The sequence below is a fragment of the Alginatibacterium sediminis genome (assembly GCF_003610775.1).
In the GTDB taxonomy this organism is placed as follows: Bacteria; Pseudomonadota; Gammaproteobacteria; order Enterobacterales; family Celerinatantimonadaceae; genus Alginatibacterium; species Alginatibacterium sediminis.
In genome coordinates this window covers 773,621-797,858 of sequence record NZ_RAQO01000004.1, presented here as the reverse complement: position 1 = coordinate 797,858, position 24,238 = coordinate 773,621, and the positions used below count along the sequence as shown (strand labels likewise).

Below are 24,238 nucleotides of genomic sequence, written 5' to 3'. Positions count from 1 at the left end.
TGAGAGGATACCCATGAGAGCGGTTGTATATACCAACTATGGTTCTGCATCAGAGTTGAAGCTTAAAAACATAGAAAAACCACAGCCAAAAGCGGACGAAGTTTGTATCAAAGTATTTGCGGCTGAAGTTACTAAGGCTGATTGCGAGTTGCGTAGTTTTAAATTCCCAGTGAAGTGGTTTTGGGTGCCACTTAGATTAGGACTAGGTTTATTCAAGCCTAAGCGACAAGTTTTAGGCGGCTATTTTGCTGGTGAAATTGAGTCTATGGGTGACAAAGTCACTCGATTTAAAGTAGGCGATCAAGTTTTCGGGTCTACCCAATTGAAAATGGGTGCCTATGGCGAATATATCTGTTTGCCATCGGATTATACAATTGTAAAAAAACCTCACAATATTGATTTTATTCAATCTGCCGCTGTTCCCTTAGGTGGTTTAAATGCTCTTCATTTTATGCGGAAAGCTAAGATTAAAACTGGCGATACGGTGCTAATTAATGGAGCCGGTGGCAGTATTGGGACCTTCGCGGTGCAGATTGCCAAATCAATGGGTGCTGATGTGACAGCCGTTGATAGTTGTATTAAAGAAGCAATGCTTCGCAACATCGGTGCCGATCATTTCATCGATTACAATGACAAGGACTTTACTAAGGATAAAGAACGCTATGACGTCATTTTGGATATGGTTGCCCAAAGCTCTTATACAAGTTGTATTGGCGTGCTTAAGCCCTGTGGTCGCTATTTGTTAGGAAATCCAAGGATAAGCGACATGTTCAGGTCAGTGTTTAGCTCCTGGTTTGGCGATAAATTGGTCATATTTGCTTTCGCTGGTGAACGTGAGCAAGAGCTAGTGGAACTTAAGGACATGATTGAAGCTGGAACGATAATGCCAGCGCTAGACAACATCTATGGCATGGAACAAATTGTTGAAGCCCATCAACGCGTTGAAAGTGAACAGCGTCTAGGGATAGTTGTATTAAGCTTGGATAAGCAACAGGCAGGTATTAATTAATTAGTAGTGTTGATGTATATACAAATCCCGAATGATATAAATTATAGATAGCATCTCTAGTTTATAAACATAAACCCAGAGCTATCTTTCCTTAATCAAATTCTTGAAACTGTGTAGGCTTAGAACACTGAGTTTAACCTAGGTTCTTAGGCCTATGTAGCTTTTAGAGTTCAGTGTTTCTATCGCCTATATACAAAATGTTATTGGAAGAATAACTAGGTAATCGGAATGCTGAAGCCTAGCATTCTGGTTCCATTCGTATATGCTATTGATTCAGCGCGGAATGCTGATGAAAAACAAACCTGGAGTTTAAATGGAATTTTTACAAGGATTGTTGCTAATTACATCTATCCATATATTGGCAGCTGCTTCACCGGGGCCTGATTTCGTTCTGGTATCACAACAAACAATATCTAATGGCAAAAAGTCAGGTTTAATGTGTAGCATTGGAATTGCTCTTGGTCTTTCTATACATATTATCTATTCAGCCTTAGGCCTAGCGACTATTATTGCGAACTCCTCTAATACGCTTTGGGCAATTAAATTGTTAGGCGGCGCTTATCTTATCTATTTAGGTGTAAAAGGACTTCGTTCCAAACCGTCGTTAGACCAAGATTCTCAAACTAAAAGTGCTATAAAGTATTCTGCCAAGAAGAGTATTGGTGTCGGTTTTTTATGTAATGCGCTCAATCCTAAAGCTCCTATATACTTTGTATCACTATTTACCCTGGTTCTGTCTCCCGATATACCGATGCACCATATCGCACTTTACGGACTATGGATGATGCTCATTCAATTTGCGTGGTTTTCGTTAGTTGTTTCGCTGTTGTCCTATCCGAAGATAAACAATAAGTTTAAAAAAATGGGCTATATGATTGATCGTGTCTTAGGCGGAGCAATGATTGCATTGGGCTTAAAAGTGATTGTTACCCGTTCAAATTAAAGGTAAGCCTATAGCTAACGTAGAGCGGTGAGTTATGACATCGCTTTGTTTAATTCTTCGTTCTTAGGCTTTCGGCTTACTCTAATCGTGATTACAGCATTAATAAATCACTAGCATTTGGAACCAATATGAACATGTTAACTGGATCTTGTTTGTGTGGAAAAATTGAGATTGAAGTTCCAGATGACTTCGACTACATGGGAAACTGTCATTGCTCGCAATGCCGAAAATTTACCGGTTCCGATTACTCGTCAGTGGGTGGTTTAAGTAGTGACAAATTTAGATTTAAGTCAGGAGAGCAGTATGTGTCTATCTATGCCAAAAGCCCTGAAACAGAACTAGCGTTTTGCAAATGCTGTGGCTCAAGCTTGTTTTCTAGAAAACTTGCAGGTGGCAAACATAATATCCGACTAGGAATTTTAGACAGTACGCCTTCGCATCAGCCTAATTTTCACATTTTTGTCGCGTCAAAAGCACCATGGTTTGACATAAACGATGAACATAAGCAGTTTGAAAAGGGACCTGAAAAGTAAAATTGCCGAGCAAACGTCGTTGCTATAACACCACTAATTAAAGATTGTTGTGGCGACCAAGAGAACTTTGGCTTTTAACGCATCCAGACCTCGTATTGTAGAATAATTCGGCTAGCCTTGTGTTCTTTGATGAAAATCTTAAAAATAGTGAGCTATCCGAATACTACACATACGCAAAATAGTCGAAGTAAATTGCACGAGCTCTTGGTGCCAATTTCGCAAACTACAGAACCGGCGCTACTGGTTACCATTAAGATGCCTACTGCCATCCAAAAATATTGCACGCTTGTTCTTTGCCTTAGCAATAACGATAATCGCCTTCCATACCAAAAAGGTTCACCCATGAAAACTCATTCTGAAATTGAGCAGTCACTGCGCTTACCTTGCGGAGCCCTTATTCGCAACCGACTTATGAAGTCAGCCATGAGCGAACAATTAGGTGATAAAAATCACAATCCAAAACCAAGCCTTGAAACACTTTATCGCACATGGGGGGAAGGAGGATTAGGTATTTCGGTTACTGGAAATATTATGATTGATCGAACGGCGCTTGGTGAGCCGGCAAACGTTGTTCTTGATGAGAAAAGTGATTTAGCCGCTTTTAAACAATGGAGTAGTGCTGGTAAGGCCGGTGGCGGCGCGATTTGGGCACAGCTTAATCATCCCGGTAAACAAATACCAAGCTTTTTGGCAAAAACGCCAGTTGCACCTTCGGCAATATCATTGGGCGCAGGGCTTGCTAAAGGATTCAATCGACCACGTGCACTTGAAGATGGCGAGATTCATGCCATTGTACGACGGTTTGCTAATGCAGCTTTACTTGCCAAACAGTGCGGCTTTGATGGCGTTCAGATCCACGGTGCACATGGGTATTTAGTCAGCCAATTTTTGTCGCCTCGTCATAATCAGCGTGAAGACTTTTGGGGAGGTAACAGTGATCGTCGAATGAACTTTCTGCGAGAAATTTATACTCAAATCCGAATTGTGGTTGGTGACGATTACCCGATTGGCATCAAGCTTAATTCAGCAGACTTTATGAAGGATGGTTTTAGTGAAGATGAATCGTCTTTGGTGGTTAAAGAGCTGGAGCATCTAGGTATTGATTTAATCGAAGTGTCGGGCGGCACTTATGAGAGTCCTTCGATGATGGGGCATAAAGTTGCAGACAGAACCGCTAAACGAGAGGCGTATTTTCTAAGTTATGCGCAAAGCCTGCGCGAGCGTGTGAACACACCATTGGTGGTTACCGGAGGCTTTCGTAGTAGCGCAGCAATGCGAGACGCTATTAGCAGTGGCGCAACAGATATGGTTGGACTAGCTCGGCCCTTAGCAGTCGTTACAGACATGGCCAACAAAGTACTTAATGACCCCAATTATCGATTAAAACTAACCGAGCCAACAACGGGAAAGCCTAAGATTGATCGTATGGTTATGCTGGGTCTAACGTGGTATGAAACTCAGATTCATCGTATTGCTAAGGGCAAAGCACCTAATTTAAAACTCACTGCTTGGAAAACTGTTTTTGACACACTGTTTGCATCGGGGATGGCAGCGTTTAGACAAAGAAGAGCGTAGTCGTGAACTAATAGAGCCACGTGAATTTATTCAGCGCTATTTTAATGAAGCAAGTATAGTTTAAAGAAGGCACAAAAAAAGGCTTCACTCTAGTCCATAAGTGAAGCCCAGGGGAATGCTCATTGCTGAGCCTTGCGCTAACAAACGCAGGCTATAGAGGCCAACCAACGCTGCGTTATTACAGTTAAGTATAGTTTGGAATTGTGATTACGCAATTTTTGCTGCTTGTGCTTATCGTGTCTTAATAGATTTTAGCATCTTTGACTAAATCCCTAGGTAGGGCGTTTTTAAGCCGCGTTTGCAAGTTTTTGGCAAGACCAACACTAAGCCCTTGATAGCGTATCAAAATGTCACCGCTACTCAATTCTTCTAACCCATCAACTCCATGTAGATCTTTGCCCTGTAAGTATTCGATGCATTGGCTGCGGCTTAATTCAATACAGTTGTGTTTAAAGTCATTTCCTAATGCCATAGCCACTTCATGAGTCGCCCGCACCACTTTTTTATGTTGGTCAGCTAATTTTAAGCCTAGGCGAGAGAAGCGTAACTTAGTTTCTAGTGTTTGCATTGGTTTAGCGAATAACCAAAACTCATTGTCTCGGTTATACAAATTCGGAGAAGCATTAAAATGATATCCGAATTGGTTCTCAAAATAGTTACGTATCGTTTCTGCTTGTTTTGAACTAACCGGTTTGAAACCACTGTCACGAGCTTTTCGTTGCTTTGGTGTTTGTAAAGGGGCGTTAGGGGATTTACGCAGCGCAGCGATGTAGAAGCCTTCGCTGTCAAAAACTTGCGGCATTACCAATAAGCTGCCATTGTCGCTTCTACATTGGTGTGCTCCTTCGAAAAGCTCCGTCAATTCAATCGCTTCGAGTTGGTGTGGATAATCGTTAAGTAAGGATTGGACGACCTGCTGATTTTCAATTGGATTTAAGGTGCAGGTTGAGTAGACTAATACGCCACCAGGTTTCAAGGCTTGGTAGGCACTATTGATAAGGCTTTCTTGCAACTGGGCAATACTGTTAACGGACTCTAAACTCCAATTATTAAAGGCCTTACGATCTTTTCTATACGTACCTTCTCCGGAGCAAGGGGCATCTAATAGCACGGCGTCGAAACTATCTGGTAACCACGAACCGAAGACGTCAGCATTGTGATGACTTAGTGCGGTGTTACTAATACCGCAACGCAAGACATTGGCATATAAACCTTTCAAGCGCGAGGCACTATATTCGTTAGCCACTAGTAAACCTTGATTGTTCATACGAGCAGCCAACTGCGTGCTTTTAGAACCAGGTGCAGCAGCGGCGTCTAAGATACAAGTATTAATGTCTATGCTGTTTAGCTGGTGAAACAGGGCCTCTACTGGAAGCATTGAACTGGCTTCTTGAATGTAAAAACAACCTAATATGTGTTCTAACAGATTGCCAAGCTTCCCCTGATCTTGGTCGTTTAATCGCAACCAAAAACCAGTCTCGCACCAAGGGATAGCTTGTAGAGACCAGCCTTGACTAAGAGCTAAAGCCTGAAAGTCAGCGATACTCATTTTTAGCGGATTTACTCTCACGCTTAAACGAAGGGGCAATTCACTGATCGCTATAAACTCTTGAGTTACTTGTGCATCAAGCGGCATATTTAACATTTGCAGCAGTTGCAAGGGGATTTTGCTTTGCAAAAGTATTCCTTAGAAATCCAAAAAAAGCCTAGTTGGCGTCGCCATACCATTGTAGCCATTCATCATTAGCTTTAGCATGTAAATCAAAAACTTGATAACGACGAGCAGGAGTTGTTGAGGCCGGGGGAGTTGCAAATACAATCCCACCACTGACCAAGCTTTCAATCGACTCCATTTTGAGCCTGGCACCACCAAAACCGAGATTAAATTCAAACCCGGAAGCATGCCAAAATTTAGAGTTACGTTGAACTAAATGTGCATAACGCTTTTCGATTTCAATATCGATATAAACCGATTCCCCAGTATTAGCTAAACCGGTAGCGACGATGGTACCCACTTGCAACTGACGATAGTAAACAGGATTACCTTTACTTAAAGAGCCCATACTTTGGCTTTTTAAGCGCAGGGGTAAGGTTTTTCCGGCATACAAAGGTTGATCCTCATGAAGTGAGAATTGCTTTTGAAGCTTGCCTTTACCAGGACTGGCTGAAATATAATCGCCGGTGATTAGGTTTCCAATGTTTTTGCTACCACTTAGACTAATTTCACTGGTGCTTAGCCAGAACTTTGCTCCTGCTTTTGCGAAGTGTTTCTCGAAGGGATGATTAATCTTTGCTTCTAGATTTAACAGTTTAAGATCGTCACTAAAGTTGACACTTTCGACCTCACCGATTGTTTGGTCATTATGTCGGATATCCATACCAGCGCGTAAGCCGTAGCCTTTTTTGGCGTCAATATTAATCTTAGTAACGCGTGAAATAGCACTTTCTCGATCTGGGTAGAGCACTCTGTTATAGGATTGATCCAATTGGTTAAAGTGGTCAAAACTGATACCACCACGCAATAAGGATTCTATTGAAGCAGCATCGATATTAACACCTGCTAGAGAGGCTTCCACTTGAAATCCCGAGCTTTCCCAAAAGCGTGTGTGACTGTCTAAAAGATGACTAAAGGGTCCCCAAATCTCAAGCTCAACTAGGAACTCACCTTTGCTAAGCATACTAAAATCAACAATTTGACCAACTTGTAATTCTTGAAACAACAGCGGGCTGCCTTTAGCAACGGAACCTAAATGTTTAGCTTTAAGCCGAATCGATTTAGCGCCTTCAGAATGCTGTGCTAGGCGGGCAGCTTCTTCATTGACAAATATCGGGAACTTGTCTTCAAAACCAACTATGGGTTTAGCATCTGCACGAGTAATAAGACCCAAACCGCCTGACAACGCGGACTTTATCTCACCGGTTTGCACGGTTATTCCCTCAAGGCCAGCGTTAATATGCAGTAGCGAGTGCTTGTAAAAACGCGAATGTTGGTTAATCAATGGCCGATAGCTATCAAGGATGTCGGCACTAATAAATAGCTCGCCATTGTTGAGGTCTATACTACTTAAGTGACCAATTTTAACACCGCGGTAATCAATTGCAGAGCCAATCGCCAAACCGCGTGCCTCTTCTGCATTTAGTTCGATAGTGAAGCTAGTTTCGCTTGGTTTCGCACTTTGCCTAAGGTCAAACAAGCCATTATTTTCACCTTGAGCATAAATAAGTTCAAAATTTCGACTACCAATAAACGCTTGAGGATTTTCGATGCCGTCTAAGCTGAGTTTGGGGTCAATACTAAGCAACTGGGAATTTGTGGTAAATAATTGTTGGTAGCCTTCAATAATTTTGAAAATTGCTTCAAAGCTTTGGTCTTCTAAAAGTACCACTGCTTCCAAATATGCAATAGGTAAGCCTTGAAACGAAATCTGACTACTGTTCTCTTTAAAACCTTTGACCTCATCTACATACACACGGATGGTGTTACCGCGATTAGCCAATTGGTAATTATCATAAAGTTTAAACAGATGTTTATTGTCCGCCGGTTCAGAGTAACTGGGGCTATCAAAACTAACACCGCCGGCAATAATACTGGCTAAACTGCCGGTTTCAACTTTGATTCCGCTAGTGCTGATATCAATATCTATGCCGCTTACATTCCAAAATCGGCTGTCCATTCGGACCAAATTTTGATATTCGGCATCAATTGAAGCGCTGAATTTAACGCTTTGATCGTCTTGGCTAAGCTCAAAGCGCTGGATTTCCCCAACTTGTATTTGTTTGTAGTAAATCGCTGAACCAACATTTAGCGATCCAAGGTTGTCCGCACTAAGTTCAATGTTAAGTCCACTGCCATTGAGCAGTGCAGGTGGGGTTAGTGAACCAATAAACTCGTATTGAGCTTCGCCTTCGCCAGCGGCCAAAGCAATGTAGTTTCCGCCCACTAGAGCATCTAAGCCACTAATTTCGGTGATTGATGCCTTAGGAGCAACTAACCAAAATTGTGAATCACTTCGCAGTAGTTTTTCAGCGCTTCGTTTAATTTCTGCTTCGACGATAACGCCATTGCTGACTTGATTTAATGATATTTTTCGAACTGTGCCGACATCTAAACCTTGATAATAAATGAGGGTTTGACCGGCTTTAATACCGTTGGCATTTTCGAACTGAATCTCTATTAGTACGCCTGCGCTAGCCCACGAACGGTAGACGAGCCAAATCCCTATTCCAAGCGCAATAATAGGCAACAGCCAAATGGGTGAAACTACTGGCGGTTTTTTAGTTTGTGCTTGAGCCAACTCAGTCAAGGCATTTATCCCAAATCAATCTTGTATCAAAACTTTTGGCCGCAGCTATGGTCAAAAGTACAACAGCTGTGAATGCGGTTGCACCAAAACCAGCAACAACACCAACGAGGTCATTATACTGAAATACTGCAACCATGATCGAAAGAACAAATAGATCAATCATTGACCATTTGCCAATCACATCCACAAAGCGATAAATGAAGATCCGCTGTGAATTATTTAGATGAAGACGCAATTGTAACGAAATTAGGATAAGAGCTAAACCTATTATCTTAATTGCCGGCACCACGATACTTGCGACGAAGACAATAACTGCAATAATTTCCATGTCACTATCGATAAGGCTAAATACGCCGGAGATAATGGTTTCTGGTTGTGGGGCACCAATAGAACTCAAAATAGTGATGGGTAGTAAATTTGCTGGAAACATAAACACAAATGCGGTTAATAGAAATGCCCAACAGCGTTGCTCACTGTGTTTGATACGTACTTCAATTGTTAAGTGACAACGCTCGCAATTTGTTTTCGATATTGCTTGTACCCAATGGCAATGCTGACACTGAGCCAAACCCTGTGATCTAGCGCTTTGCATAGGTACTCCAATACAATTCACCACTGATTTTATGCACTAGATAACTGCTTAATAAGAAACTAGCAGCAAAGCACCATATTCCTACGCCCACATTAACTTGAGCAAGATCTAATAACTTAACCAGTGAAATGATGAACCCAAGTAAATAAACTTCTAGCATGCTCCATAGCGCTAAATGCTGTTGAAAATGTATGCTGGTGGCTAGCCAGAACGGACGACGTTTAGTCAGTAAACATAGTGAGTTGATAATAATTAGCGTAAGGAAGCAAAAAGGCGCGACAAAACTTGTAAGAATAACGCTACCACCAACAAAATAAAAACCTTGCTCGAGTAATAGCAGGGTACCTCGAAGGATACTTGCAGTGTTATATGCGCCTGCAAAGTCAAAGGTAAGCAAAGGGTTAGTATTTGCGTATATCAGCATTAGTAAGGCACTAAAGGCGATGCATGCTTGTTTAGTAAACCCCATATTGCCAGCGGCTTGTACTTGATGCTTGCAGCGCGGGCAGATAAGTTCATGCTTACTGTGGTCATGATTTGATCCAACCTGCATTAACAAATCGCAACACGGACACACAAGTTGAATTGCACGACTGGGCACTACTGACTGACTAACGGTTGCTTGTGGCATAGACAATGAGAACCATTTCCTTACTCTTTTATAGGCTTAAGTTTAAACAATGCAATCTTTGACTGGTAGTTTAATCTTTATCTCGTTATAGTACTGTCATTACATACAGTACTAAACTAGCGCGTGTAGGAGAACAATGTGGCGGTTATTGTTAAATATGTGGTTGAACGTCAAGGTGAAGAAAAAATGACATTTACTTCGCGTAAAGAGGCGGACGCCTACGACAAAATGTTAGATGTTGCAGAGCAACTAAGCAAAGCACTCAAACATGCTGAGCCTAAGCTTAATGAAAACCAACTCGAAACACTCGGTTTTTATTTGGCTAGTCATAAAGAACAAATTTTGAATCTATATAAAGGGGCGGAGTTTAGCCCAATAGCAGACGAATCTTAAGGACAACTGTGAATTATTCCCTGATAGCACGTCAGTGCGAAGGATTGCTTGATCCCGAAAATCACTATCTCTCCAATTTAGCGAATTTTAGTGCCATGCTGTGGAATGAGTTCCAAGACATTAATTGGCTGGGATTCTATCTATATGACAGTCAACGAGACCAACTGATTCTAGGTCCGTTTCAAGGTAATGTGGCTTGTACTAACATTGCACCGGGTAAAGGCGTATGTGGTGGAGCGTACAGCCAACAACAAATTTTACGAATTGCGGATGTTGATCAATTTCCGGGACATATTGCTTGCGATGCAGCGAGCCGTTCAGAAATTGTAGTCCCGATTTATCATGCTGATAAAGTAGTTGCGGTACTCGATATTGATAGCCCACTTTTGTCTCGATTTACCCAAGAAGATCAACAAGGCTTGCAAGATCTAGTCAATATTCTAGAAAAAAGCTTAGTGAAATTTGATTTTTAATGGCATTTCAGTCTCTCGTCACTATAATACCGGACTATAACGCCGCTGTTAACGGCGACTAGAGGTCAATAAGGTTGTTCATGGAACCCACAAACAAGTTAAAGAATAGTAAAGAAGTCATTGCATATCTCGCTGAGCAGTTCCCTGCATGTTTTTCAATTGAAGGTGATGCCAAGCCGCTTAAAGTAGGGATCTTTCATGAACTCGCTGAGCGTTTAAAAGAAGATGAAAAGGTCACTAAGACTTTACTTCGCTCTGCTTTACGTCAATACACATCGAGTTGGCGTTATCTACATAGCGTCAAAGTAGGTTCACACCGTGTAGATTTAGACGGTGAGCAAGGTCTAGCGATTGAGCAAGAACATATGGATCATGCGCAGCAAACGCTTAAAGAAAGTAAAGAGCGGGCGTTTGAACAACGTAAAAAAGCACAAGCTGAGGCTAAAGCTAAGCAAGATGCTAATAACGAAACTTCTAAGCCTGCTACCGCACGTAAAACCCGTGCGAATCCGCCAAAGCGCAGTAATAATCGCAAACCAAACCCAGTGCAAAAACCAGCAGCGGTACTTAAACAAGTTGCGGTAGATTCACTTAAAACGGGTAAAGAGATAAAAGTTTTAGTCGGCAAAACTCCAATGTCTGCTACGATTCAAGAAGTTACGAAAGATGGTGTTTCTGTACAATTGCAATCTGGTATGCAAGTTAAGGTTAAACCAGAGCACATTGTAGAGTAGCCAGTTCGTTTTTACATGGAAATTGGGCAAGCCCATCGCTAGAGGTTAGTGCGTATGAAGATACTTCGTTGGATAGCATTTAGTGCTGTTTGTTTTTTCTCTGCTAGCTTGCTTGCCCAAGATCATAATTTTGATGTTGGTGCGCTACCCACGCTTAAAGCAGAAACGCAGCACGCGACTTCGGCGAAGCGTATAAGTGCGTTATTTTCAAGGTCTCATTATCGCAATGTAGACTTTGATGATGAACTTTCATCACAAGTGTATGACCGCTATTTAAAACAACTCGACTACAACCGAAGCTTGTTTACCCAAAATGACATTCGCTCCTTTGAGCGCTATCGTTTTCAACTTGATCAGGACATCCCACAGGGTCGTCTTGATGCGATGTACACTATCTTTAGCAAGAATCTAGAGCGTCGTTATTCTCAACTACTATATTCGTTAGAGTTGCTCGATATTGAGATGGATTTTGGTAGTGATGATGAATACACCTTTGACCGTTCTGATCTAGCATGGCCTTCGGATGAAACAGAGCTTCAAAACCTTTGGCGTTCGAAAGTAGAATATGACGCACTTAACTTAAAGTTAACTGGCAAAGAGTGGCCAGAGATTTCTAAACTGCTGACAAAACGTTATAGCAATGCGCTTAAACGGTTAACCCAAACTGAAAGTGAAGACGTGTTCCAAAGTGCGATGCTTGCATACTCACGTACGATTGAGCCGCATACCAGTTATCTTTCGCCACGCACAGCTGATCGTTTTCAAACTGAGATGAATTTATCGCTAGAAGGCATTGGGGCGGTTTTGCAAGCTGAGGACGATTATACAGTTATTCGGAGCCTTGTACCCGGTGGTCCTGCAGCAATGAGTAAGTCGCTGGTTGCTGAAGACCGAATCGTAGGTGTTGCCCAAGACCAAGCCGAAATGGTGGACATTATTGGCTGGCGCCTTGATGACGTAGTAGAGCTAATTAAAGGCCCTAAAGGTACAGTTGTTCGTCTAGAAATTTTGTCGAAAAGTGGCAAAGCAGACGGCCAAACCAATATCGTCTCGATAGTACGCGATAAAGTTAGGCTCGAAGATCGCGCAGCCAAAAGCGAAGTGATGGAAATTAACGACCGTAAGATTGGTGTGATTGAAGTCCCCAGTTTTTATGTCAACTTAAGTGAAGATGTCAGTAAAGAACTTCAAAAGTTGGAGCAAGCCAAAGTTGATTCGATTATTGTTGATTTGCGCAGTAATGGCGGTGGTGCATTAACCGAAGCAACTGCAATGACTGGATTGTTTATACCACAAGGTCCTGTTGTACAAGTTCGTGACCAACTAGGGCGCGTAAGTGTCAATGCGTCTAGTAACGACGCGCCACAGTATAGTGGGCCGTTAATGGTACTGATCGATCGCTATAGTGCTTCAGCATCTGAGATTTTTGCAGCTGCTTTACAAGATTATGGCAGAGCGCTCATCGTAGGCGAACAGAGTTTCGGGAAAGGTACAGTACAACAACACCGCGGTTTAGGTCGTATATATGACCTGTATGACCAGCCTTTAGGGCATGTTCAATATACTATTGCCAAGTTCTATCGCATCGATGGCGGCAGTACCCAGCATAGAGGTGTTATTCCAGACTTAAGTTTCCCTACGGCGGTGTTACCTGAAGAAACGGGTGAAAGTCTAGAAGAAAACGCATTACCTTGGGATAGCATTAAAGCGGCGAACTATGAACCGCTTGGTAGCGCAGTTCAATCGATTGAAGAGTTAAAAGCAAGACATGAGTTGCGAATCCAAAACGATCCTGATTTTGCGTATATTCTCAGTGATATTGAAGAATACCGCAGCGAAAAAGATAAAAAAACAGTCAGTTTAAATGAAGCAAAACGTTTAGCTATTCGTGAAAGCAAAGAGCAAGCTCAATTAACTCAGCTTAATGAACAGTTGGTTCGTGCAGGCTTTGAAGCGATTGAAAAACTTGATGATATCCCTGAAGAATATGAGCCTGAAGACGTATTCTTAACCGAAGCTGCCTTAATCGCAGTTGATGACTTAAGTTTATAATTAGCAAGACCTAGTTTTAAGGTATAAAAAAACGCGCTATTAGCGCGTTTTTTTTGTTAATCGTCATTGTTAGTTTGGTGTATTGCTGTACGGTTTTTCCAGACGCACCGTGATGTTTTGGTTTTCGATGCGTACATCATGCAAAATAACCTCTATGGTCTCGCCTAAACATAGTTTGACACTCTCGCCTTGAACAATACACCCTGTATCCGTTTCGAAGACTAAAACATCTTTAGCATCGCTCATGAGTGATGCTGGAAGAAATCCTCGCGCACCAGTATCCATAAACTGAAGTTTAAGCCCAGCGCGATTAACGTCCATAATTTCTGCTTTTAGCTTAGAACCAACTTTTAGCATTGCATAATACTGGGTATAAAGGTAATCGGCCATTTCGCGTTCGGCAAACTTATGTTTGCGCCGCTGCTCACTCATGTGCTGTGACAATTCTTCCGTGAGAGGGGCCTCGTTACTTTGCTCAAGGATAGCGGCTTTTATAATCCGATGGTTTAGCATATCGCCATATTTTCGAATTGGTGATGTCCAACTGGCATAGGCAGCCTCGCCCAATCCAAAATGTGCTTGGCTATCATTAGCGAACTCACTCTGGTTGTAGAACCGACGCAGTAGCACTTCGTTGGCTACATCGCCACGAGCCTCAACCTGCCTGCGCAGTTCACAAAACCCTGAAAGGGTCTGAAGTTCTTGTGCGGAATAACAATAGCCATTCTTTTCCAAAAACTTTAATAGTGCGTCAATGCTCTCGGTTTTAAAACCACAGTGGACTGAATACACTGCCTGGCGTTGTTGTTGGCTCAGAAATTGACCTGCGGCAGCGTTAGCAGCCACCATGGCCTCTTCGACCATGCTATTGGCGATCCGACGCGGTTGGCAGTGAATATCGAGTAGTTCACCATATTCGCTTAGCTCAAAGCTGTAGTCAGGGCGAGACTTAAATACAGTAGAGTGTTGCTGACGCCATTCAATACGTTGTCTTGAAAACTCTGCAAGTTGTTGTAACTGAGCCTCAATACCCGGTACTAAGTCTAAATCAAGCTGATTCTCAATCAAATTACTGACGCTGGTATAATCCAAACGTTGATGAGAACGTATAGTAGCCAGTTCAAATTCGAAGTCTGGTTTAAGTAAACCAGTCTTCTCGATTTTCATGTGGCACACCAATGCTAACTTGTCCTCACCTGGCAATAAGGAACAGGTTTGGTTGGCTAGGTTTTCCGGTAGCATAGGCACCGTTTTACCAGGTAAATACAATGTGAAACAACGATCTTTAGCAACTTGGTTTAAAGGGTGACCTTCACTGACATAAGCAGATGGATCGGCAATTGCAACGCTTAATCGCCAGTGATCACTTTGATCGCTGATGTGAATTGCATCGTCCATGTCTTTGGTGTGAAGTCCATCAATCGTAAACCAAGGCATATGCCTTAAATCGACACGTGATGACACCTGTTCGACTTCAAGAGTGGTTTCGCTGGACTCTGGCTCATCCCATGCTAGATCATGTTTAGCGGTTACAATTTTCCACCGTGCTAATGGATCGTCTTGTTTAGCTACTAGGGACTCTACGATAACAGCGAATTGTTTATCGGTCAGCGCATGTGAGCTTAGCTTAGCTTTAACCCAATCACCTTGTTCAAGCTTTAGCGTTTTAGGATCAACACTGCGAGCCGGTAAATCGCGGTTAATTTGCCGATGTTCTGGAACAATACGACATTTCCCGTTTATAAACTGTACTTGACCAATAAACTGGCTAAGTGATGGCTGCAGCAGCTCTTGGGGTTCAGCTGAGGTTTTTTTGCCTTGTTCATGTAAGCTAGCTTTAATAAGGTCGCCATGGATTAAATTTTTCATGAATGGCGGGGCTATAAAATAGCTTTTATTGCCATCGCATTGTAAAAATCCGTAGCTCTTGTCGCTGGCTTTAACGCGGCCTTCAACCGTTGGCAAATTTTCAACGATTTGCGCTTTGAGTTGCGCAAGAAGTGGGTTGTCTTTAAACATCTGCTTTACCTGATCCTGTGATGTTGGCACTATACACAAGCCTTAGCGGATACGCTATATACAGCCTTTGACTTAAGCCATATTCCCCGGAGATTGGATGAACAACGAACTAAAAGACGGTGATCGACATCAACAACGCCAACAAAAGTTAAAAGAAAAAGTTGACCAAAAAATTGACAATGCTCAGATTGAAAGAGGATTAGTGCTGGTCATAACTGGCAACGGTAAAGGCAAATCTAGCTCTGCTTTTGGTGTTGTTGCACGGTCTGTCGGTCATGGATTCAAGGCAAAAGTTGTCCAGTTTATTAAAGGCACCTGGGCTTGTGGTGAACGTGAACTACTAGAAAAGAACGATGTAGAGTTTGCTGTTATGGCTACTGGTTTTACGTGGGAGACTCAAAACAAGGATAAAGACCGAGATGCAGCGTTAGCAGTATGGGAGCAAGCAAAAGCATTCTTACAAGACGAAAGTGTATATGTTGTGGTCTTAGATGAATTAACCTACATGCTTAGTTACGACTACATAGATGTAGACGAAGTGATCGCCTACATTCAAAACCGACCTAGGGAGCAAAGCGTAGTGGTTACGGGACGAGCTGCGCACCGAAAGCTTATTGAAGTAGCAGATACGGTGTCAGAAGTACGTAACGTAAAACATGGATTTGATTCAGGTTTAAAAGCCCGAATTGGGATCGATTGGTAGTGCTAGCTAGGCGTCTAAAAATTTGAAATATAACAGCCAACAAGTGTTAATGGTACAAGGCACAACATCTGATGCTGGAAAGTCGATGCTAGTGACGGGACTAGGTCGGGTTTTAGCACGACGCAATACCAAAGTTGCCCCTTTCAAAGCACAAAATATGGCGCTTAATAGTGCCGTGACGCCGGAGGGGGGCGAAATCGGCAGGGCGCAGGCTTTCCAGGCGCTTGCCTGCGGTGTGGCTCCTCACGTTGACATGAACCCAGTATTACTTAAACCAAATTCTGATACCGGTGCCCAAGTTATCGTACAAGGCGCTGTTTATAAGAATATGGATGCCAAGGTTTATCATAATCACAAACCCGAAATACTATCTAAAGTATTGCAATCATTTACACGATTAACGACACGCTTTGATACGATTCTGGTTGAAGGCGCTGGTAGCCCCGCTGAAATTAATCTTCGTGACCGCGACATTGTTAATATGGGTTTTGCAGAAGCGGCGGATGTACCAGTCATTATCATTGCCGATATTGATAAAGGTGGTGTTTTTGCTCACTTATACGGCACCTTAGCGTTGTTATCTCAATCGGAGCAAGATCGCGTCTTGGGTTTTGTGATAAATCGGTTCAGAGGGGATATTAGTTTATTGCAATCAGGCCTCGATTGGCTTGAACAAAAAACCCAGAAAAAAGTGTTTGGTGTTATTCCATACTTACATGGTTTAAAGCTTGACGCTGAAGATGCGATAGAAGACCAACAAGAACGAGTAGGCAAGTTCAAAGTTGTAGTGTTGTTACTTCAACGCACAAGTAACCATACAGATTTTGATGCGCTGCGCTTCAACCCGGACCTCGACTTTTGTTACGCTCGTTTCGGACAGACCTTTCCTAAAGCTGATCTAATTATTATCCCTGGTAGCAAAAGCGTACGTGCTGACTTGCAGTTCATTCGTGACAATGGGTGGGACAAGCAGATTGAAAGACACCTTCGTTATGGCGGCAAAGTGATTGGTATTTGTGGCGGTTATCAAATTCTAGGTCAAAGCATATCCGATCCTTTAGGAATTGAAGGGGAGTCGGGTTGTTCTCAAGGCCTTAGTTACTTACCCTGCCATACGCAACTAAAATCTGAAAAATCGCTAAAGAATAGAACCGCCACATTAAGCTTACCTAATCAAGAAACGGTTGCCGTAGAGGGTTACGAGATCCATGCTGGCAGTACAACCATAAGCGAAGCATACGAACCAGTGTTGTCCTTCGAAAACGGCGAAACGGACGGAGTGATTAGCCCCGATAACCAGATAATGGGTTGCTATCTACATGGCTTATTTGACAGCCCACAAGCCAGTTCCGTGATCCTAGAATGGGCCGGAGCAACATCTGGCGCACGGGTAGATCTAGCCCTTATACGAGAACAAAATATCAATCGCTTGGCTGATTGCTTAGAACAGCATATGGATTTTGACGCACTCGGATGGGAATCTGTTCACAGTGATTAATTCAAAGCCATTATTCGAACTCTTTAACTAATAACTATGATTCGCACTTGCGCTAATTTGGATGCATGCAGTGCTTTTCTAACGCAGTTGTGCGTTATTTGAGCGTGTAGCTAAGCTAATACCGACAAACGCTCACTGATTTCCAGCTTAATATTACATCCGACAGCCAACTAAGGTATAACGAGGCTATGAAAATACCCAAGAGAATACAGCCTCTAGTCGACGATGGTTTGGTTGACGAGGTTAAAAGCCAATTGATGAGTGGCAAAGAGGCCTCAGTATACGTTGTACGCTGTGGTGAAACGATCCGTTGTGCAAAGGTCTATAAAGAAGCTAGCCAACGAAGCTTCAAGCAAGCTGTAGCTTACCGAGAAGGACGTAAAGTTAGAAATTCTCGTCGTGCTCGAGCTATGGAAAAAGGCTCTGGATTTGGCCGGGAACAGCAAGAAAAGGTTTGGCAAAACGCTGAAGTTGATGCGCTATATAAACTAGCTGACGCTGGAGTTAGGGTCCCGGAACCTTTCGGTTGTTTTGATGGGGTTTTGCTCATGGAATTGGTAACCGACGATGAAGGCTACGTTGCTCCTAGGCTCAACGATGTCATGATGTCTGAAGAGCAAGCCGTCGAAGACCATCATGTGATGATGCAATATGTGTTGAAAATGCTTTGCGTCGGGATAATACATGGCGATTTGTCTGAGTTTAATGTACTCGTGGATGATTATGGACCCGTCATTATTGACTTACCCCAGGCCGTTGATGCTGCCGCTAACAATAACGCCGAGCGCATGTTAGCCCGCGATATTAATAATATTCGCGATTATTACGCGCAGTTTGCTCCTGAGTTAAGTGCTACCCAGTACGCTAAAGAGATGTGGGCTTTATACGTAAAAGGGGAACTCACCCCTGAAACACAACTTACAGGCGAATTTAATCAAGTTGATACTGAGGCAGACATTGCAGCTATATTAAAAGAGATTGATGATGCCCGAGCAGAAGAACTATCTCGCAGGGAGAGATTGAAAGAAGCAAAAGAAGGAATCGACGAAACGAAGTTTAATTGGGCTGACGCTGAATAAGTTGGAAGGCATCGCTATAATCAGGGTCTTATCGTATTAGTAAAAATGCAAATGGAGATGCACAACGATGATTGGTTATACCACAGTAGGAACGAACCAGTTTGAGAACGCTCTTGGTTTTTACGATGCACTAATGGCAGTATTTGGCGAACAACGACTTTGGCAAACCCAAACAATGGCTGCCTGGGGGGCCTCTCGTAACGACCCCGCTTTTTGTATCGTTACGCCGCATGATACCAACAATGCGAGCGTCGGTAATGGCGTTATGATCGCACTTAAAGCAAGCTCGCACTTGCAAGTTAACCTTGCATATAAAACAGCACTCTCCTTGGGAGGTAGTTGTGAAGGTAAACCAGGCCCACGCGGAACTAACGGTTTCTACGGAGCTTACTTTAGGGACTTAGACGGCAATAAACTGAATGCGTATTGTCCGGCAAGCAAAGCTTAATCCTCCCAGACCGCGACTTTCCCAATCGCTGCCTTTGCTAACTGACAGAGGTTTGTTGTTCACTAGTAATCAGCATGTCTCGCCAATGACTAGTGATCCTTATGCCTCTAAAATTTGGCTTCTTTAGCCCAGTCACTCGTCGTTTGTAACTCGACGTGCGACATCAAATGTTGATTTTCTTCATTAAAAAAATCTGCGCGATGTTGGTCAATACCGCGATATAGATTAGCGATCTCTTTGGCAACGAAATCACCTAGCACCGGTTTTAGGTTATTTTCAAATTCATCGAATGATGATGGCACGTAAGTGAACTTGCGCTTGCTGACGATTGATATAGCGTTGGCCAACTTGTTACCCGAAAGTTTATCGCGATTACTGATAACAATGCGCTTGCCGTGCAGTTTGTTATCGCTTAACGCCGCTAGACAAAACCGACCTAGATTTTCTTGGGATATCCAGGAGAACTCAAAATCCATTGCCAGAGGATAAGGAATTATTGAGTGTTCATCAATTATTGGACGTAAAAATGGAGAATTTAGGTTATCTAGGTAGATGGTTGGCATTAAAGTCACAATATTAAGGCCAGAGAGATCTAAAATCTCTAGTGCATCATGTTTAACATCTATTGCTGCAAAACCAGTTTTATTGTCACCAAGTGGGATCCCACTATTAAAAACTATAGTGCTTATGCTGTTGAGCTTGGCTGCTGAGACAATATTTTGGGTTATTGTTTTTACTAGCGTTGCATCGAATAATAATGGCAATGTAAGAATTACTGCATCACAGCCTTCCATAGCGCTGCTGACATCAACAAGCTTCTCAAGATCGCCTTGCTTGAGCTTTAGGTTTAAGTCATTGCTGGTCTCCGATCTAGACATTCCGGTGACCGTATAGCCCTCGCGGTTCAGTACCGTCGCAATTGCCTGACCTTGAGCACCACTTGTGCCGCTGACGAAGATGTTTTTCATTTTCTTATCCTTTGATAAATTAATTGGCTTTAGCGGTACTATAAGTATTAAACTTACCATTAGTAAGTAGGCACCCTAAAGTGCCCTAAGCACCAATAGGTAAGTAAAGTGAGGAATCAATGACTTATAAACAGTGTCCGCTTGAAAAAATGTTTGAGATGATAGGAGGTAAATGGAAGTTAATCATTATTTTTAATCTAAGAAATCAACAATCGATTCGATTTAATCAACTTAACAAGTCGATTCAGGGGATTTCTCAAAAGGTGTTAACCTCTCAGTTACGCGAGTTAGAAAAAGACGACTTTGTGGTAAGAAAGGTTTTTCCTGAGGTTCCACCGCGAGTGGAATATAGCCTTAGTAAACGAGCACACAGCCTTTATCCAGTATTAGATTCACTTTCGGAGTGGGCGGCGATCAACATACAGAACAAGGACTAACTTAGTCCCTGCATTTGTTAGCGATTGAAATTATTATAAAACTAGACGTTTACCTTGATTGAGATGGGTGGTGCATGCAACTCGTAACAAGGAACTAAAATTCCCCACAGAGCCGCGAGTTTGATTTACTTCATGATAGATTCGACTTAGAAAAGTAGCCAAACTTAGCTGGTCTTTAGCCGCAATTTCTTCTAATAAATGCCAAAAAATTGCTTCTAATCGTATACTGGTCACTGCGCCGTCAAGTCTTACGGATCGGGTTTTTAGCTCAAACAATTCAGGTTCAGTACCGGAGTATAATTCGCACATATATGCCCACAACTTGGTTATTAAAATTGAAAGTATGTAGGCAAATGAAATTCCAACACTTAGACTTTAGTCTTAAATAGTCTTTAGTAAAACTTCAAACTGCGCTAACCACTGTGGGTGCGCGGGCCAAGCTGGTGCACTTACGATATTGCCTTGGGTATGCGCTTGATCGACATTTATGTCTATATACGTTGCTCCGCAAGCTTTAAGTTCTGGCGCGCAAGCAGGGTATGCGCTGATTTCTCGACCCTCAACTAAGCCAGTGGCGCAAAGCAACTGTGCGCCGTGACATACAGCAGCAGTAGGTTTATTGTTGCTTAGGAAGTGAGAGACCATGTCGAGTACATCTGCGTCGAGCCGCAGATATTCAGGGGCGCGTCCTCCAGGGATAAGTAAGGCGTCGAACTCACTAGCCTTTATCGAAGCAAAGCTCGCATTGAGTACAAAATTATGCCCAGGTTTTTCGGTATAAGTCTGGTCGCCTTCAAAGTCGTGTATCGCTGTTTTAATAGTATCGCCACTATTTTTATTGGGGCAAACGACACTCACATCATGCCCAAAAGCCAATAAACATTGAAATGGAACCATGATCTCATAATCTTCTACAAAATCGCCTGCAATTACCAGTATTCTAGCCATGTTGAAACCTCATTATGTTAACGTTAAGAGATGCAAGTGTTACGCTAATTAGCTTAGCGTTAACACATGTGAGAACGGTAGTAGCCAAATACTACGGCTTAAAAATGTGAACTGTGACCAAAAAGTTAGCGCTAGATTTGGCAGACCTTCCCTTTTTGATGGGAGCTGTCACTTCACGAAAGGCGCTATTAAACGAGAAATCTTGGCACGCAAGGGTCACCTAATAATGAGCGCAATAAAACAAATGACGATAAAGATAGAAATCTGTGATGGTTTAAATCCAGATCTAGTCGCCACTGTGTGTGATTGGAATACTAAACAAAACCCGTTTATCAACCCGCAATTTTTAATGTCTTTAGAATTGAGTTCTTGCGTCACCAGTAATAGTGGATGGGTAGCTCAGCATGTGCTTTTTAAAAGCGGCTCTAAACTGCTTGGTTTCATGCCTATGTATCTAAAGTTTAATTCAAGCGGCGAGTTTGTTTTTGATTGGGATTGGGCAAGAGCATACCAAGAGCATGGCTTGGACTACTACCCAAAATTAATCACCGCTATTCCGTTTATCCCTTCGGTTGGACCGCGGTTGCTGCATCACTCATCAGTGACTAGTGCTCAACTGCTTGAACTGTGGCAACGGGCCTTACCTGCATTGCTGACCAACAATCAAATTTCCGGTTGGCATTGTTTATTTGCAGATCAAGAGACGCAACCTAAACAAATAGAAAACTCAGAATTTATTGTGCGAAATGACTGTCAATATCATTGGTTAAACCAAAATTATGCCAATTTCGAATCGTTTTTAGCTCGATTTAAGAGTAGAAAACGCAAACAGATTAAAAAGGAACGCAGTAAACTTAAGCAACAAGGTTTTAGATTTGAGCGTGTACAAGGGGACCAAATTTCCAACAGCATGGTCGAAGAATTTTATCAGTTCTATCAGTCTACCTATGACCGCTATGGCCACCAAGAACATCTAAATCTTAGTTTCTTTAAATTGCTGCGCGAACATCAATCAAGCCAGTTACTTCTTATTCGAGCGTTTAAAGATGATGTTTGGCAAGCTGCTGCCTTATGTCTATTCGACAATGAAACACTGTATGGGCGCTATTGGGGCAGCCATATCGAACAACAAGGGCTACATTTCGAGACTTGTTACTATCAGGGAATTGAGTTTTGTATAGAGAATAATTTGCTAAAATTCGATCCCGGAACTCAAGGTCAACACAAAGTGGTGCGTGGCTTTGAACCGACGTTAACCACATCGGTTCACGTGATTGAACATGCTCAGTTTCGACATGCCATAGATGAGTTTTGTAAAAAGGAGCGTGATTGGGTTGGGCAGTACATGATGGAGGCAAACCAAAAGCTCCCGTTTTCTATGACGGAAAACGAGAGCGTTAAAAACTGACTATAAGTAAGGCGCGATGTTAGCGGCTTCTAGTTCGTTGAAATAGCGTACTGTTTTTACTTTGAGTTCCATTGTCGACGGTTCATCGCAAACAATCATGCTTTTTGGATGCAGTTGTAATGCACTCACTGTCCATAAATGATTCACGCAGCCCTCAACGGCAGCTTCAACAGCAAGTGCTTTGTTGTGCCCAGCAGCTAAAATAAGGACTTGCTCAGCATCGAGAAGGGTACCAACTCCAACGGTTAGAGCTAAGCGTGGAACATCGTCCACGGAATCAAAAAAGCGCGAATTGGCCATACGTGTATCTTGCGTTAAGGTCTTTACGCGGGTACGAGAAGCCAATGAAGACGCTGGCTCATTGAATGCAATGTGCCCGTCGTTGCCAACTCCCCCCATAAATAAGTGAATTTTACCGTAAGACTTAATTTTTTCTTCATAGGCTGCGCATTCTTGTTCAAGATCGTCTGCATTGCCGTTAAGCAAATTGATGTTATTTTCTTGAATGTCGACGTGATTGAAAAAGTTTTCATACATAAATGTGCGATAGCTTTGTTCATGATTAGGGGCTATCCCTACATACTCATCCATGTTGAAAGTGACAACATGTTCAAAACTAACAATTCCCTGCTTATATAACTCTATAAGTGACTTATAGGTTTCAAGAGGTGAGCTACCGGTGGGGCAACCCAGTACAAAAGGCTTATCCGCGCTTGGTGAAAATTTATTGATTGTGTCGGCAATATATTGTGCAGACCATTGTCCAACTTGTGCTTTAGTTGTTAAAGGGATGAGTCTCATGACATTTCCTTGCGCTAAGTATTTAGGATATGACCTGACTATAGCATCTTATTAATCCTCGCGAAATAAGATCTTTAAAATTGTACGCGATAGGGGTGTTAACACGCAAAATTGGGAGGTAATTCACACTTATCTTAGATCTATATTTTCTTTGTGAATTAAGTGCTAACTTGGATGTGAATACAAGTGTACTCAAGGTTTGAGTTTAGCTTATATAGAGATAAAATTTGCTAATTAGCCTGTGTAAATTGCAGCTTGGTTGTATCTGATAGCGAATACTTATCTTTAATAGTAATAAAGAAAGGAGTTTAATATCTATAGCAATGTATGTCGGTGCTCAACAAATCTAAGTGGTAGAGCTGCCTAACATGTAGGTATTCCACAAGTTTATGCAGCGAAGTTCAGAAACGTTTAACGTTTGCCCGCTATAAGCAATAATTCCCCTTCAATAGTAGCAAGTGATAATTTTATCGATCTATCCAAAACGCATACGTTAACTTCCATTACTAATCCAATCGCTATTACACGTATTTAAGCTAGCATCAGCCAAAAAAGATCTAAATAGATGAGCAATTGAGCGATTGTAGTTAAGGGAATATGCACCGGTGAAAAACAGCTTTAATTTGTGTAATTAAATTACATTTATGTATTTAGGTTACAAAAATAAACTAGCAAGGGTCTTGTGATGAC

Annotated in this window: 23 protein-coding genes; 14 read left to right on the top strand and 9 right to left on the bottom strand. The window is 42.3% G+C overall.

Features of this window, described 5'->3' with window-relative positions; all coding sequences use genetic code 11:
* The first annotated feature begins 13 nt into the window (after positions 1-13).
* From DBZ36_RS06665 to DBZ36_RS06650, 4 genes are all read left to right on the top strand, one after another.
* Positions 14-1,009 (top strand): NAD(P)-dependent alcohol dehydrogenase, encoded by a 996-nt coding sequence (locus DBZ36_RS06665; protein WP_120354128.1) that lies wholly within the window; start codon positions 14-16, stop codon positions 1,007-1,009.
* 313 nt (positions 1,010-1,322) lie between these two features.
* On the top strand, positions 1,323-1,952 hold the full coding sequence (locus DBZ36_RS06660) for a LysE family translocator (protein ID WP_120354127.1): 630 nt from the start codon (positions 1,323-1,325) through the stop codon (positions 1,950-1,952).
* Positions 1,953-2,080: 128 nt separating this feature from the next.
* Positions 2,081-2,485, top strand: coding sequence for a GFA family protein (locus tag DBZ36_RS06655; RefSeq protein WP_120354126.1), 405 nt, complete (start codon positions 2,081-2,083; stop codon positions 2,483-2,485).
* A gap of 342 nt (positions 2,486-2,827) precedes the next feature.
* Positions 2,828-4,060, top strand: coding sequence for an NADH:flavin oxidoreductase/NADH oxidase family protein (locus tag DBZ36_RS06650; RefSeq protein ID WP_120354125.1), 1,233 nt, complete (start codon positions 2,828-2,830; stop codon positions 4,058-4,060).
* A gap of 241 nt (positions 4,061-4,301) precedes the next feature.
* On the opposite strand, the gene rsmF is transcribed toward DBZ36_RS06650, so the two are convergent.
* From rsmF to DBZ36_RS06630, 4 genes are read right to left on the bottom strand one after another with little or no spacing between them, the layout of a single operon-like run.
* Positions 4,302-5,738, bottom strand: a complete 1,437-nt coding sequence (gene rsmF / locus DBZ36_RS06645; protein ID WP_233558099.1) for a 16S rRNA (cytosine(1407)-C(5))-methyltransferase RsmF — start codon at positions 5,736-5,738, stop codon at positions 4,302-4,304.
* A gap of 28 nt (positions 5,739-5,766) precedes the next feature.
* Complete coding sequence (locus DBZ36_RS06640) at positions 5,767-8,364, bottom strand: PqiB family protein (protein WP_120354124.1); 2,598 nt, start codon at positions 8,362-8,364, stop codon at positions 5,767-5,769.
* Positions 8,357-8,956 carry a paraquat-inducible protein A gene (locus tag DBZ36_RS06635; RefSeq protein WP_120354123.1) on the bottom strand — a complete coding sequence of 200 codons (600 nt, stop codon included), beginning with the start codon at positions 8,954-8,956 and terminating at the stop codon, positions 8,357-8,359. The genes DBZ36_RS06640 and DBZ36_RS06635 overlap by 8 nt, the downstream gene beginning before the upstream one ends.
* Positions 8,943-9,587, bottom strand: a complete 645-nt coding sequence (locus DBZ36_RS06630) for a paraquat-inducible protein A (protein WP_120354122.1) — start codon at positions 9,585-9,587, stop codon at positions 8,943-8,945. Before DBZ36_RS06630 ends, DBZ36_RS06635 begins: the two co-directional genes overlap by 14 nt.
* A 138-nt stretch (positions 9,588-9,725) precedes the next feature.
* Between DBZ36_RS06630 and DBZ36_RS06625 the strand changes: the two genes are divergently transcribed.
* The 4 genes from DBZ36_RS06625 (at position 9,726) to prc (ending at position 13,239) form a co-directional block, all read left to right on the top strand.
* Positions 9,726-9,980, top strand: a complete 255-nt coding sequence (locus DBZ36_RS06625) for a YebG family protein (RefSeq protein ID WP_120354121.1) — start codon at positions 9,726-9,728, stop codon at positions 9,978-9,980.
* 8 nt (positions 9,981-9,988) lie between these two features.
* Positions 9,989-10,453, top strand: a complete 465-nt coding sequence (locus tag DBZ36_RS06620) for a GAF domain-containing protein (protein WP_120354120.1) — start codon at positions 9,989-9,991, stop codon at positions 10,451-10,453.
* 80 nt (positions 10,454-10,533) lie between these two features.
* A complete protein-coding gene (proQ, locus tag DBZ36_RS06615) occupies positions 10,534-11,187 on the top strand; it encodes an RNA chaperone ProQ (RefSeq protein ID WP_120354119.1) in 654 nt (217 codons plus the stop codon).
* Between the two features lie 54 nt (positions 11,188-11,241).
* Positions 11,242-13,239 (top strand): carboxy terminal-processing peptidase, encoded by a 1,998-nt coding sequence (gene prc / locus DBZ36_RS06610; protein ID WP_120354118.1) that lies wholly within the window; start codon positions 11,242-11,244, stop codon positions 13,237-13,239.
* Between the two features lie 69 nt (positions 13,240-13,308).
* Here prc and DBZ36_RS06605 read toward each other — a convergent pair whose 3' ends face one another.
* Positions 13,309-15,288: an exoribonuclease II gene (locus DBZ36_RS06605; protein WP_147395003.1), complete on the bottom strand. Its 1,980-nt coding sequence runs from the start codon at positions 15,286-15,288 to the stop codon at positions 13,309-13,311.
* Between the two features lie 67 nt (positions 15,289-15,355).
* On the opposite strand from DBZ36_RS06605, the gene cobO reads away from it, so the two are divergent.
* The 4 genes from cobO (at position 15,356) to DBZ36_RS06585 (ending at position 18,986) form a co-directional block, all read left to right on the top strand.
* On the top strand, positions 15,356-15,961 hold the full coding sequence (gene cobO / locus DBZ36_RS06600) for a cob(I)yrinic acid a,c-diamide adenosyltransferase (protein WP_120354116.1): 606 nt from the start codon (positions 15,356-15,358) through the stop codon (positions 15,959-15,961).
* A 49-nt stretch (positions 15,962-16,010) separates the two neighbouring features.
* Positions 16,011-17,459 carry a cobyric acid synthase gene (locus DBZ36_RS06595; protein WP_120354482.1) on the top strand — a complete coding sequence of 483 codons (1,449 nt, stop codon included), beginning with the start codon at positions 16,011-16,013 and terminating at the stop codon, positions 17,457-17,459.
* Between the two features lie 188 nt (positions 17,460-17,647).
* Positions 17,648-18,538, top strand: a complete 891-nt coding sequence (locus tag DBZ36_RS06590) for a PA4780 family RIO1-like protein kinase (protein WP_120354115.1) — start codon at positions 17,648-17,650, stop codon at positions 18,536-18,538.
* A 67-nt stretch (positions 18,539-18,605) separates the two neighbouring features.
* Positions 18,606-18,986: a VOC family protein gene (locus DBZ36_RS06585; RefSeq protein ID WP_120354114.1), complete on the top strand. Its 381-nt coding sequence runs from the start codon at positions 18,606-18,608 to the stop codon at positions 18,984-18,986.
* A 107-nt stretch (positions 18,987-19,093) separates the two neighbouring features.
* On the opposite strand, the gene DBZ36_RS06580 is transcribed toward DBZ36_RS06585, so the two are convergent.
* Positions 19,094-19,954, bottom strand: a complete 861-nt coding sequence (locus DBZ36_RS06580; protein WP_158589041.1) for an SDR family oxidoreductase — start codon at positions 19,952-19,954, stop codon at positions 19,094-19,096.
* A gap of 119 nt (positions 19,955-20,073) precedes the next feature.
* On the opposite strand from DBZ36_RS06580, the gene DBZ36_RS06575 reads away from it, so the two are divergent.
* Positions 20,074-20,391: a winged helix-turn-helix transcriptional regulator gene (locus DBZ36_RS06575; RefSeq protein ID WP_120354112.1), complete on the top strand. Its 318-nt coding sequence runs from the start codon at positions 20,074-20,076 to the stop codon at positions 20,389-20,391.
* Between the two features lie 33 nt (positions 20,392-20,424).
* On the opposite strand, the gene DBZ36_RS06570 is transcribed toward DBZ36_RS06575, so the two are convergent.
* Together DBZ36_RS06570 and DBZ36_RS06565 are read right to left on the bottom strand one after the other, a co-directional pair.
* Positions 20,425-20,700, bottom strand: a complete 276-nt coding sequence (locus DBZ36_RS06570) for a ribbon-helix-helix domain-containing protein (protein WP_120354111.1) — start codon at positions 20,698-20,700, stop codon at positions 20,425-20,427.
* A 72-nt stretch (positions 20,701-20,772) separates the two neighbouring features.
* Positions 20,773-21,339 carry a DJ-1/PfpI family protein gene (locus DBZ36_RS06565; protein WP_120354110.1) on the bottom strand — a complete coding sequence of 189 codons (567 nt, stop codon included), beginning with the start codon at positions 21,337-21,339 and terminating at the stop codon, positions 20,773-20,775.
* Between the two features lie 226 nt (positions 21,340-21,565).
* Between DBZ36_RS06565 and DBZ36_RS06560 the strand changes: the two genes are divergently transcribed.
* A complete protein-coding gene (locus DBZ36_RS06560; protein WP_120354109.1) occupies positions 21,566-22,747 on the top strand; it encodes a GNAT family N-acetyltransferase in 1,182 nt (393 codons plus the stop codon).
* Here DBZ36_RS06560 and nagB read toward each other — a convergent pair whose 3' ends face one another.
* Positions 22,748-23,548: a glucosamine-6-phosphate deaminase gene (gene nagB / locus DBZ36_RS06555; protein WP_120354108.1), complete on the bottom strand. Its 801-nt coding sequence runs from the start codon at positions 23,546-23,548 to the stop codon at positions 22,748-22,750.
* Positions 23,549-24,238: the final 690 nt, after the last annotated feature.

Excerpts from the sequence above, each read along its gene's own strand:
- cobO (WP_120354116.1), top strand. The coding sequence starts at position 15,356 with ATGAACAACGAACTAAAAGACGGTGATCGACATCAACAACGCCAACAA.
- DBZ36_RS06595 (WP_120354482.1), top strand. The coding sequence starts at position 16,011 with ATGGTACAAGGCACAACATCTGATGCTGGAAAGTCGATGCTAGTGACG.
- DBZ36_RS06630 (WP_120354122.1), bottom strand. The coding sequence starts at position 9,587 with ATGCCACAAGCAACCGTTAGTCAGTCAGTAGTGCCCAGTCGTGCAATT.
- DBZ36_RS06635 (WP_120354123.1), bottom strand. The coding sequence starts at position 8,956 with ATGCAAAGCGCTAGATCACAGGGTTTGGCTCAGTGTCAGCATTGCCAT.
- DBZ36_RS06570 (WP_120354111.1), bottom strand. The coding sequence starts at position 20,700 with ATGTGCGAATTATACTCCGGTACTGAACCTGAATTGTTTGAGCTAAAA.
- prc (WP_120354118.1), top strand. The coding sequence starts at position 11,242 with ATGAAGATACTTCGTTGGATAGCATTTAGTGCTGTTTGTTTTTTCTCT.
- nagB (WP_120354108.1), bottom strand. The coding sequence starts at position 23,548 with ATGAGACTCATCCCTTTAACAACTAAAGCACAAGTTGGACAATGGTCT.
- DBZ36_RS06585 (WP_120354114.1), top strand. The coding sequence starts at position 18,606 with ATGATTGGTTATACCACAGTAGGAACGAACCAGTTTGAGAACGCTCTT.
- DBZ36_RS06650 (WP_120354125.1), top strand. The coding sequence starts at position 2,828 with ATGAAAACTCATTCTGAAATTGAGCAGTCACTGCGCTTACCTTGCGGA.
- DBZ36_RS06590 (WP_120354115.1), top strand. The coding sequence starts at position 17,648 with ATGAAAATACCCAAGAGAATACAGCCTCTAGTCGACGATGGTTTGGTT.
- DBZ36_RS06580 (WP_158589041.1), bottom strand. The coding sequence starts at position 19,954 with ATGAAAAACATCTTCGTCAGCGGCACAAGTGGTGCTCAAGGTCAGGCA.
- DBZ36_RS06660 (WP_120354127.1), top strand. The coding sequence starts at position 1,323 with ATGGAATTTTTACAAGGATTGTTGCTAATTACATCTATCCATATATTG.
- DBZ36_RS06655 (WP_120354126.1), top strand. The coding sequence starts at position 2,081 with ATGAACATGTTAACTGGATCTTGTTTGTGTGGAAAAATTGAGATTGAA.
- DBZ36_RS06560 (WP_120354109.1), top strand. The coding sequence starts at position 21,566 with ATGAGCGCAATAAAACAAATGACGATAAAGATAGAAATCTGTGATGGT.
- DBZ36_RS06565 (WP_120354110.1), bottom strand. The coding sequence starts at position 21,339 with ATGGCTAGAATACTGGTAATTGCAGGCGATTTTGTAGAAGATTATGAG.
- DBZ36_RS06575 (WP_120354112.1), top strand. The coding sequence starts at position 20,074 with ATGACTTATAAACAGTGTCCGCTTGAAAAAATGTTTGAGATGATAGGA.
- DBZ36_RS06665 (WP_120354128.1), top strand. The coding sequence starts at position 14 with ATGAGAGCGGTTGTATATACCAACTATGGTTCTGCATCAGAGTTGAAG.
- proQ (WP_120354119.1), top strand. The coding sequence starts at position 10,534 with ATGGAACCCACAAACAAGTTAAAGAATAGTAAAGAAGTCATTGCATAT.